The sequence below is a fragment of the Shewanella colwelliana ATCC 39565 genome (genome assembly GCF_000518705.1).
In the GTDB taxonomy this organism is placed as follows: domain Bacteria; phylum Pseudomonadota; class Gammaproteobacteria; order Enterobacterales; family Shewanellaceae; genus Shewanella; species Shewanella colwelliana.
Genome location: NZ_JAEC01000047.1, coordinates 1 through 10400, shown reverse-complemented (window position 1 = coordinate 10400; position 10400 = coordinate 1). Strand labels below are relative to the sequence as shown.

General features: G+C 43.8%; 10 protein-coding genes and 1 pseudogene. 4 read left to right on the top strand and 7 right to left on the bottom strand.

Features of this window, described 5'->3' with window-relative positions:
- The 7 genes from L876_RS0116115 to L876_RS0116085 form a co-directional block, all read right to left on the bottom strand.
- The coding region (locus L876_RS0116115; RefSeq protein WP_028764742.1) for an IS3 family transposase at positions 1 to 250 on the bottom strand (250 nt) is incomplete at its 3' end.
- A gap of 361 nt (positions 251 to 611) precedes the next feature.
- Positions 612 to 1424 (bottom strand): HNH endonuclease, encoded by an 813-nt coding sequence (locus L876_RS22335; protein WP_051413163.1) that lies wholly within the window; start codon positions 1422 to 1424, stop codon positions 612 to 614.
- A gap of 119 nt (positions 1425 to 1543) precedes the next feature.
- Positions 1544 to 2020: an HNH endonuclease gene (locus L876_RS21935; protein WP_037429022.1), complete on the bottom strand. Its 477-nt coding sequence runs from the start codon at positions 2018 to 2020 to the stop codon at positions 1544 to 1546.
- Between the two features lie 886 nt (positions 2021 to 2906).
- Positions 2907 to 3224 carry a hypothetical protein gene (locus L876_RS0116100; protein WP_156029441.1) on the bottom strand — a complete coding sequence of 106 codons (318 nt, stop codon included), beginning with the start codon at positions 3222 to 3224 and terminating at the stop codon, positions 2907 to 2909.
- Between the two features lie 206 nt (positions 3225 to 3430).
- Positions 3431 to 3808, bottom strand: coding sequence for a hypothetical protein (locus L876_RS0116095; RefSeq protein ID WP_028764739.1), 378 nt, complete (start codon positions 3806 to 3808; stop codon positions 3431 to 3433).
- A 361-nt stretch (positions 3809 to 4169) separates the two neighbouring features.
- Entirely contained in the window at positions 4170 to 5900 is a 1731-nt protein-coding gene (locus tag L876_RS0116090; RefSeq protein WP_028764738.1) for a class I SAM-dependent methyltransferase, read from the bottom strand.
- A 59-nt stretch (positions 5901 to 5959) separates the two neighbouring features.
- On the bottom strand, positions 5960 to 7051 hold the full coding sequence (locus L876_RS0116085) for an endonuclease/exonuclease/phosphatase family protein (protein ID WP_028764737.1): 1092 nt from the start codon (positions 7049 to 7051) through the stop codon (positions 5960 to 5962).
- Between the two features lie 289 nt (positions 7052 to 7340).
- Between L876_RS0116085 and L876_RS22580 the strand changes: the two genes are divergently transcribed.
- The 4 genes and pseudogenes from L876_RS22580 to L876_RS0116070 all read left to right on the top strand — a co-directional run.
- Complete coding sequence (locus tag L876_RS22580) at positions 7341 to 7748, top strand: LexA family protein (protein WP_081730731.1); 408 nt, start codon at positions 7341 to 7343, stop codon at positions 7746 to 7748.
- Positions 7749 to 7753: 5 nt separating this feature from the next.
- Positions 7754 to 7861, top strand: a pseudogene (locus L876_RS23250) (Y-family DNA polymerase); the annotation flags it as partial.
- A gap of 143 nt (positions 7862 to 8004) precedes the next feature.
- Entirely contained in the window at positions 8005 to 9435 is a 1431-nt protein-coding gene (locus L876_RS0116075; protein WP_028764735.1) for a tyrosine-type recombinase/integrase, read from the top strand.
- A partial coding sequence (locus L876_RS0116070) for a hypothetical protein (RefSeq protein ID WP_028764734.1) occupies positions 9435 to 10400 on the top strand: 966 nt, incomplete at its 3' end. The genes L876_RS0116075 and L876_RS0116070, both read left to right, overlap by 1 nt.

The window sequence follows — 10400 nt, the reverse complement described above, 5'->3', positions numbered from 1 at the left end:
TATGCTCCTGGAGGCGAGCCAGTTGCTTTTTCAGCTCTCGTATTTCAATCTGTTCGGGCGTTATAGGCGATGCTTTCGGTTGCTTACCTTGTCGTTCTTCTCTTAACTGTCGAACCCATTTTTCCATGGTCGACTTGCCCACATTCATTGCTTTCGCCGCTTCAACAATGGAGTAATTTTGGTCTAAAACTAATTGAGCAGATTCGAGTTTGAACTCAGCACTAAAAAGTCTTCTTGTACGTTTCGTCATAGTGTCACCTGTTAACTTATGAGGTGATGATATCACCTCATACTAGATGGCCAAATTAACTATGCCACTACACAGATAAAATTGCTGCACCGTAAATCCGTTTCAGGCCGGCAGCGATGGCTTTGGGTTGTTTCCAGCTTACATATTGCAGGGAGTGGCGAATTTGATGCAACACCTACTAGCGAGCCAATTGGCTCGCTTTTTCATTATATACTAACTCTGACCAAAGCTGACTTTATCGTACCATCTTCACTCTAACTCTAATAAGTGAGTTTAAGATTAATATTTCTATGGCTAACGCCGCAAATAACCGGAGCAATGCGAGCGCCAGCGAGTATTACGTCCGCGTTGATTCGCCTTGTTAGCGGACATTTTTTCGACGCCACCTTTTATAGTGCGTCATTAGAAATTGTGGGTCTGGCATCGCTTCCGTTTTTAAAGGTAGAACGGCTTCTTTTCCCTCCAGATCTCCATATGCTTCCACAAGCTCGGATGCTAAAACCACCTTTCCTGTTGCTGGATCAACTGACAACAAGTAGAGATCGAAAAGTGTATGGATATCAGCCCTGAGCAACAATCCATGCTTTGGTTCGTACGATTGATGCTCGGAATGCGGGACTATATGAGCAGCCTCTAAGGCTGCAACTGCGTTACACCCGGTCAACGCACAGCGACTGTTGTAGGCATCCAGCAATCTTGTGCGGAATTCGGCTTGACCACGCCTCCGTAGAATCTCGGCTAGGGTGCGGCTGTCTGGATCGATCTCATTTCTATCATCACCACCCGAATTTTTGTCGTCCATGTTCTGCGCGCTTTCCCGAACGCCTAAAAATTCTCCAAGCGCATCTAACACAGCCTTCAACTGTTCTATGCTTTGAACCGACACCCGGGGCAATCGGTATTGAGTTTTAGGAGTGGCGAATTCCGCTACCTCATTCTGTAACTTTGCAATCAAATTAGCGGCATCAGCCTGACTCCGCCCAGTAAGCGCTGAAATATTTTTTGGATCGAATGCCACCTCGATAGCACCGGGTTGATCGGTATTAGAAGAGTATGCAGAGATTGTCGTTTTGCTACCTGCTTGATAATTTTTGCCATGTACCAAGTTGCGCGAGCGCCATCTGCATTCCTTGGCTAAGGCATCAATCATCTCGAAGGCTTTAATTGTGTTCAATCTGTGTCCTCCTTAACATGTCAGTTAACGCCCAGCACAGCGGCTTGCATAACTGGCGCTTGTTTTGCTGGTTTTTAGCAAAACGAGTGACAGTTTTGCAAGTCCGTTGCTGCTACTTGTTAGGTGCATTTATTTCTCAGCTCTCTCATTTTAGCGACGGATGAATCAAAATCTGAAAGAGCTTTGTTGATGATTGATTCTTTCATTAAGATGAACTCTGGATCATTCATTCCTGTAGGCGCTTGTTGAAGCCAGCCTTCAATATGACTCTTTCTTAGCCGATAGATAACTTCATCTTCGGCTTTCTTTTTCAAGAAGGAGTCCCATTGCTCTTCTCTTTTTTCATCTCCGTTGCATTTGGCACATGACAAAGCATGATTAAAAATGCTATTTGTCCCACCTTCTGATGATGGAACAAGATGATCTAAATGGCCTGCTCTAGAGCCTTTTTCAATTTCAAGGCCGCAGTAAGCACATTGTGAATTAAAATATTCCCAGAGAGCTTTCTCTTCTTTCTTTGAAGGATGAGGGTCGCAAATTGCTCCTAGGCTTCTCTTGATTTTATTCTTCGCCATAGACGGCGTATCTTTAGCCATGTTGCCACCTAACGATCGTGGTTCACGAGCCGAAGGTCTCGTGTAATGGGTTGTTCTTTACTTTCGGAGAGAGGAGGTTATCGCTACTCAATCCGTGAGTTCATATTCCATGCCCCAGGGGCTTAATTTATGCCCCCTGCGGCGTGAGGGAAGCATCGCTTCTTTACTTGAAGTCGATTGCAGGTCTCTTAAAAGCTTCGCTTTACGAGCCTCAGCAAGTGCCTTCAAGCTATCATAAATGAGGCGTTTCTTCCATCGCGTTTGGCGCTATCTACTCCTTCGGCTAGACTTAAATATCACTTCTTTTTTGCTAAAAATCGTCTACCGCAGGTCAAGAACAGCTTATTCGTGCGCATGCGCGTTTACCTCGTTGGACCAGTGAAAACGCGCACAGTTAACTATCTGTATGCAAAGAACTTATCAGTATTCTGTTAAATATACCATCCGGAAAAACGCGCATGCGCGTTTCCCAAACCTATTATCTAACCTATATTTTTTATAATTACATGATTTTGAACATATTTATTTATATTGAAATGTGAAAACGCGCACGAAGTTGGGATAAAAATCGTCATGATTTCAATATGACTGTATGTCTGTCCAGCTTTTAAGCATTGCAACATTTGAGTGAAATGGATGAAAATTTCTAGGCGAGAAAGTCTGCTTGTAACTACTCCGCAAACCAGGTGCTAACGCTCTTTGGTGCAGAAGTGAGTCAGGGCAGACTGGCTGACTCAAAGATGGACATTTCTAAGCTAGCGCTTTTGGTAATTTAATTGATGATGGATAACTTAAAGTATCGCGAAGGTGAAATCCTAACTAACTATGCGACTACTACTAGAATGTTTACACCACGATTTTTAAGGGTTGGCACCATCAGCTTTAATTAATCAAAACGAATCCTACTCACAACTTCCCAGTATCCCTTGCAATAAGGACATTCTAACTTAGTATTACCTCTTAAAAACTGTTCCATTGTTTCATATGAGATAAGTGATGAATTCATCGGTTCAAATTTTTCCTCGCTTTCTAATCGCTGAATTTTAAAGTGATTATCTACGGAAAAATATGAATACTTAGCAGCTAAGTTTATTCCAGCTTTCAGTAATTGTATATGAGTTAAATCATCTAGCATTGTAGAGCCTAATTGAACTGTGCCTGTTATTCCACAATTGCATGATATTTTAAATACTTCACCTGGCATTTATTATCTCCCCGATAAATCATTAATGATTAAGTCTGTCTAATCTAAAAATCTGACTTATGTTGTTTCAGTGGCGCAATCTGCCACTGGGTAAATCAACTAGGCATGGCTGAATCAAAGACGGACAGGATACTTCTTAGGACTACTAATTTGATTCTACTGATCTAGACAATAGGTGCTTTGAAACCTTAAATGCTTATTAGGCTCTAGACTTCGGGCACTTTAGGCCAATGAGGTCGGTTACTAGCAACCCAAGCCTGCAACTTACGTCTTGCAGAATCTGCACCAACGTCAATAGATAAGAAATCACAGATAGATTTCCATGTTGAGAACTTACCTTTGTTTTTTAACTCAGGAATTTCCTTAACCCACTCTGATGGTCTAGGTGAGGATTTCACGAATGTCTTATTGGGTAATGAAGCTAATAGGTTATTCAAAATATCATCAGCATTTGGTACTTCTGAGGGTACAAGGGCCAGCAAACGAATAAGTGCATCATTAAATGTAAGATTTTCAAAAGGCTCTTTTTTAACTAACGTTTCAATTTTTGATGCTACATCAGCATCTACATGATACTTAGGCATAGCCACTTTCTCCATTTTATTAGGACTAGAGAAAATATAAACCATAAAAATCTAGATTTCTAGTTTAAAACTAGATTTTATTTAATATTCGTTATTAGCAAATAAAACTTAACACGTGAAGGTAAGAACAACGCAACCAATCAAACTAAACTTTGGCGCCGTAAACACGAGACCAAACCTTGATAAGAGAATGACAGGTATTGGGAGCCTGAGTTGAATAGATCGTAAATATCCATCGGTTTGATAGACACAGATACATTACTAGAATTTGGTCTGGTTGATACTATGAGATAGCACAACCTGGAACCTTCTAACTTTAAATGGGGCATAACTGAGCTAGGCGCCCTAACCTATTTTTCTTTTACGAATGCCATTCTCTTAACAAAAATTTGCTCTTAACGCCTTTAACCTGGTAATTCATAGCTTCAAATACATCTTCAAAGCTATGAGTATCTATAGTTAGACCTGGCAATGCCATAATGCTTTGAGTCATGAATTTCTGTTTGTCATTTCCATTGCTCCAGGCCTCTTGCCACCAATCCAAAACTCGATTTCGTGACCGCTGTAATTGCGCAGCACTAGGCACCCTATCTTTCTTTAGTAGATTTTCAGCTACCGACGATGGCAACAAGTTCCACAAATTGTTATTTGGCCAACGGGCAAATGGTATGCAATGGTCTATGTGATAGTTTTTACGAATATCTTTACCACTCCATACCGACTCTAACCTACTCTTTTGACGTATCAACTCGTCTGCGCGTTGTCGTACAGCACTCGTGTCATGTCTAGCATCTTCCCACTGCATTGCTTGGTAATATTGGTCAAGAGAGACTTGCCTTGATTTGTTCAATTCGAAACTTTGCATCAGCCCTATCCACTGATTAACAATAAGCGGCTCAATCCAACTTCCAAACACCTTTAAACTTTGCCAAAACTGTTCATCAAGTATGAATTCACCGAAGGATTCGAGGTATTGTCTATCAATTATGACTTGGTCGCTTTTACGGACGGTTAGCTTATTGACCTGAAATAAATGGTTAGCTTTATCTTTGTGCCATAAATGCTTAACCGGCATATCGCGTATTGTTGCTGCGCAGTCAGAGAGTGTTCCTGTTACAGCTCGGGCCTCTTGGCCGAGAAACAGTGCACCGATAGATAAGTCATTGGCGTGGAGAAGGCTACTCAAAGAGCGCCAGCTGTCTTTAACGAAACCTAGCCCTTTCGTTTTATTGCTGCTCTGTTGAATTCCGTTATGACTTTCATGGTAGTCATTATCGCAGTTTTGCTTTAGCGGATAAGACAGAAGACGGTGATACTGTTTAGTCCAGTAAAGCGAAACAAGCCCTAATGGAAGCGCTACTTTACCGTCAGTCTTATCTATAACGCATCCAGGATGCGCATCAGCGATTCGGACTAACGCCCGCAGAAGTGCGAGTTTATAGGTCGCGACTTTACTGTCGTTAACCAAAACATGGCGAATCTTAAGCAGTGCGCCCGAACCATCATCGGGCATATTGTGCACAACCGTTTCCCAGCTCACGGTGTCTCGCTTCATGTTGTCGGACGCACTCTGTATGTGAACCACTTGTAAGCCATGTATCTTGGCAAGTGTTTCTTGCTCTGTGACACTTACAGGATAACTGATACGGCCATCATTAAATTCACCGTGACGAAGTGTAATAATCAATTTTCCGTTGGGTGCTAGAAGGTTACTGAGTTTTCGAAATGCACGCTGACGATGGGACTCAGCCAAGTGCATCCACACCGCACTGACGAGAATAACGTCGAACTGAATACCCAATGAAAGAATATTCTTTAACTCGGGTAACTTATCATTCAGCCAGGTTACATTGTGAGATTGGGTATAGCGTTTTCCTTCTGCGCGCATTTCATCGTTAGGTTCAAGTGCATAAACTTCGCAGCCTTTATTGGAAAACCACTTTGCATCTCGTCCAGTGCCAGCCCCAACATCAAGCACGCGCTGTTCTGCTTTCGGCCAAAAGCCTTGCCATGACTGATGCACATCTTCAAAGCGTTGCGCGTTGTATTGGGTACTGAGTGTTTCCACATTCTCGGTATAAAAGTCAGTCATAAACTAGTACTTTCTTTGGGTATCATTGTCGCCAATTTTGTCTTGTTCACTTACATCACTCAATCATCATCGCCAGTTAGCACGACTTTAAAGCGCACGGGATGATGGTCTGAATACCGTGCCCTAAATGCGTTGTGGTTGTAGGGTGAGCCTGGGTATGGAGTTGTGAAATCCTCAAACCAGTCATCTTCCATCTCTTCTATTAAGTCAATGACTTCAAACTGCCCGCCCAAATACAACCTACTTGTATTTGATGTCGGATAGACGACATTGTCATAAGGCCGGGGACTATTAACGTTAGTGTTGGTCATGAGACAGCCATCCCCTGCATTCAGCGCAGACAAGGTGTCGGGCAAAATGGTCGAGATTTCATTGCAGTCTTTGAAGTTCATGTCGCCTAACACGAAGAAATCTCGTTCAACAGAATCGTTCTCGTCTATCCATTTGGCTACTTCGAATAGCTCACGTTTACGGCGTCCCTCATCCTTCTTACTCGTGCCAGGTTGCAGATGGACAGATACTAGAACAAAGTCATCCCCCGTCGCTTTTGCTTTAAACGGAGTGGCGTAAGGAACGCGCTCAAACTTATCGTTATTCGAGCGATCTTCTGCTAAGTACCCATTAGGTAAGCTTGGTTCATATTGCACTTTGCCTGGCTTGAAAAACGTGACAAACCATTCAGTTGCAGCACTATTAAGGTGAATGGTGTCATTCGTCCCCGTGTCCTCTTCTGACAGGATGTAATCAAATCCATATGTGGACATTGCTTCAAAAAATCGCCGAGCTTCAACATCAGGCTTATATGCCGTATTGTCTGGAAATGTACCATCGTAAGGTGGGGCAACGAGCTCTTGAATGACAACGATATCCTCATTCGCTAATAGTTGAGCTAACGCACTATCATCGCGACCTTTAAAGTTACCGAGAAATTGAATATTGAAAGACACAATCGAAAGGTAATTAGTTGCTGCTGCGCCATTAAGTGGGAGAAGACAGTCTTGTGTATGGCAATGGTATGTAAGGGTTGACCTGTCAAGGTGGCCACCATTTTCATCTTTTGCACCGCTATGGCCCATGGCATTAGGCGTGAACACGGCAAAAGCCAAAGCTAATGCGATTCGGTGTAATAAGCCCGCGCACACCCTATTCATACAAACCTCCATGTTTATGACATTGCGATGATTGAAAGACCAGCCTTGGTTTCATTTCACGCCAGTACTTGATGTGTCTCTTCAGTACGCTAAATAAATTTGCCGGAAAAAGCTATCAAAATCTGCACACTAGCCAGCTTTGGTGCAGGCCTATTTGGGTGGTTAAACTCGAAACCGGTGATGACCTTTCATTGAATCGAGCTGCAGCATGCAAAAGTAAAGTTCGCAAATATTGCCAAAAATCTACATTCAGCTAAAATACTGTATAAATAAACAGTGTTGGTCAAAAATGAAAGTCATACCCATTTTAGCCAGTGCCGGGATAACCGGCTTTGAGTCCCCAGCAACGGACTATAAACAGCTGCCATTAAGCCTCGATGAGTTGCTTATTGAGCATCCAAGCGCCACCTTTATCGGCCAGGCAAGTGGCGACTCCATGCAAGGAGTTGGCATCTTTGACCAAGATATTCTCATTGTAGATAGGCATGTTACCGTCAAAAACCAAGACATTATTGTTGCGAATTACAATGGCTGCTTTGTTTGCAAAATCATTGATACAGTCAACCGGCAATTGATATCTGCGAACGAATCTCATATGAACACACCTATTTTTGAGCATGATTCTTTTACTATTGAGGGGGTTGTGATTCGCTCAATTCGCTGCCACCGGCAAAGTTCGATACTGAGTAGGAGTTAATAACCTTGTTCGCTTTGGTCGATGCAAATTCGTTTTACTGCAGTGCTGAACAGGTGTTTCGACCTGAATGGCGTGGAAAACCAATAGTAGTGCTGAGTAATAACGATGGCTGCTACCTTTACGTAAAACCTGTCGTTATCACACTGTTGCGTAATTGATATGTGTGAAATTGCTATGGTAGGCTCTAGCCGTATGAGTGCATCATAGGCGTTTTTATCGTCTGCTGATTTACTCGCCAGTTATCGAGGGGAGCCATATGCAGATCATCAGCTATGAATTAAAGGACTGGGAGTACCGCGAGCCAGAAGTCTATGTTGACGAAAACGGCGAGCTACAGGTGCGCTATATTGGTGAGCTTAAACAGATAGGCCCCATTACCTTGCTATACCGAGTTGGATTTGATGAAAGTGACAAAGTGGTTCATTCCGAGCCCCTTGAAGCTGTAAACAACTATCTGATGTACCAAAAAATCCACCATGACGCGAAGTGTGTTTCGGTGGCATCTCGTGCGCTAAAGCATTACTTCACTTTCCTAGCTGATGAAAACGTCACTCGGCGAGAGAATGGCCTGCCTGAGCTGCTCTGGAACGAAATGCCTGTACGGGAAAATCAGCGTCCGACCTATCGCTATCGTCAATGCCTTAAAGACTGTTACAAGTCACAAGACCCTGATGTGCATCTAGCTCGCACAACCTGTAATGCCTATCTGAACCGAGTGGTTGATTTCTACAAACACTACCTGAGGCACGGCTTTCATTTCGGTCATGAGCCGTTTCAGTATGAATTTGTTAGGGTCAACATTCAGAATGATCATACCTCTATGCAGGCATCGAGGCACATAGAGGTGCATACTACAGATCTGCGTCTGAAGTTGCCAAAAGACAGACGAAAGCGCCCGAATCCTTTAACGGCACTAGCACCTTATCAGTGGAATGCGTTGGACAATATCTTGCGTGTTTCGCGCAAAGTATTGACCAAACGAAATGGACAACTGATATTGGGCAGGTTTCCAGAAGAAGTGAGCTGGATCCTTCTCGTAATGCGCTGGACAGGTCTGCGTCGTCAAGAAGTACTTTCGCTACGTGCTGGGTTGATTTTCAAGCCTAATGCTCGCCAGTTACACCAGGGGTACGTCGAGATCGACATTGGCCCCTCTGTTGGTGTTGAGACCAAGTTTGGCAAGTATCGCACTGTCGAGATGCCGAGCCAATTGATGGCTGAGCTGTACGGTTACTTGCAATCGACACGATACATCAAACGTCGGGATAAGTATCGTTTAACACTCACGGACCAGCAGCGCCAAACTGGCGGAGATCACCTGTTCCTGAGCGGAAGTGGTGTTCCGTTTGCTCTGACTACACTGAATGCGCGTTGGTCTGACATACGCCGAACGCTAGCGCACCCTAAACTGGGCCTGGGGGAGCCATTCGAACACAAGAGCCACAACCTACGCTCAACTTATGCAGTGGAACGCTTTATTGGACTGTTGGACAAAGGCGTCGATGAAGGCAAGGCCTTTCGTTTTGTGCAGAACTACCTTGGTCATGAAAAAGAAGATACCACGCGCCACTATATGAGTCAGGCTCGTGATCGCATTGATGGAAAGTGCAGCCCGCAAGAGGTTTGGGAAAATGTGATTGACCACCACTTTGGACAGGGAATATTTGCTCTTGGCGGTAACGGATAATGGCCTTTAAAAAGAAAAGTGCGCGCAAGCTTCCTAAGAGCAACACACCAATAGCCAACCCGGTACGTCCAATGTCTATTGAAGCGATGGTTATCGCCACTGATGGTGGGGGAAAGTGCTACTTCAAACGACTGAAGTATAAAGGTTGTCCTTTGGTATTGGGCGGCCGAGATCCACTAAAGTCAGAGAAGTTTTGTCCGTCAGAGCAATTGGTTGATATGCAGCGTGATGAGATAATACGTGAATTATATGAGCTGATTCGCGAGTGGCCAGCTAATCGAACGACTAAAGGCTATTTTGATAGCTTATGCAAATATACAGCAGCGCTCGATGCTGTGGGGCGTCCGCTGAATTTCTCTGCTAACAACGTAATGTGGTATGGAGGGGAGTTACAGCGACTTATCAAGCTGAGTAAAGCTCAGGGGGGAATTAAGCCTGCCACGGCAAATTCTCGAAAGCAAGCGATTAGAGCCATCCTCAGAGCTAAAGGAGAGCATTTGTTGATAAAGCAAATGCCGAAGTTTGCTCGTGAATCGACCCCCTTTCAAACCTTGGACGATGACGGTTTTACCAGAATTGGAAGATTCTTAAACCGGGGATACCAAGGTTACATGGCACATTTGCTAGCTGGTACCTCACCTACGATATGCCCAATGCATGACCATAGTCGACTGCTTGAACTTAAATTGAACAAACGGCAGCTTGGGAATGAGGTTAACGCAGCCAAGAAAAGGGTCGCTCCTTTACAAGGTGATTGGCGCAATCAGTTGGTACGGCTAGCGCTTTTGCTGACTCACATGCTTACCGGTATTAATCCTACACCCTTATATCACTTGCGGCGTTGTGATGTACGTTTCAAGAAAGGTGCAGGAGATTGTTATTACATTGAAACCATTAAGAACCGCGCAGGTGGGCAGCGGCAGGATAATGAACTGGGTTTTACCAAATTCAGTAAAGATTTTTTC

Coding starts and splice junctions, on each gene's coding strand:
- L876_RS21935 (WP_037429022.1), bottom strand. CDS start 2,020: ATGGCTAAAGATACGCCGTCTATGGCGAAGAATAAAATCAAGAGAAGC.
- L876_RS0116100 (WP_156029441.1), bottom strand. CDS start 3,224: ATGCCAGGTGAAGTATTTAAAATATCATGCAATTGTGGAATAACAGGC.
- L876_RS0116095 (WP_028764739.1), bottom strand. CDS start 3,808: ATGCCTAAGTATCATGTAGATGCTGATGTAGCATCAAAAATTGAAACG.
- L876_RS0116090 (WP_028764738.1), bottom strand. CDS start 5,900: ATGACTGACTTTTATACCGAGAATGTGGAAACACTCAGTACCCAATAC.
- L876_RS0116085 (WP_028764737.1), bottom strand. CDS start 7,051: ATGAATAGGGTGTGCGCGGGCTTATTACACCGAATCGCATTAGCTTTG.
- L876_RS22580 (WP_081730731.1), top strand. CDS start 7,341: ATGAAAGTCATACCCATTTTAGCCAGTGCCGGGATAACCGGCTTTGAG.
- L876_RS0116075 (WP_028764735.1), top strand. CDS start 8,005: ATGCAGATCATCAGCTATGAATTAAAGGACTGGGAGTACCGCGAGCCA.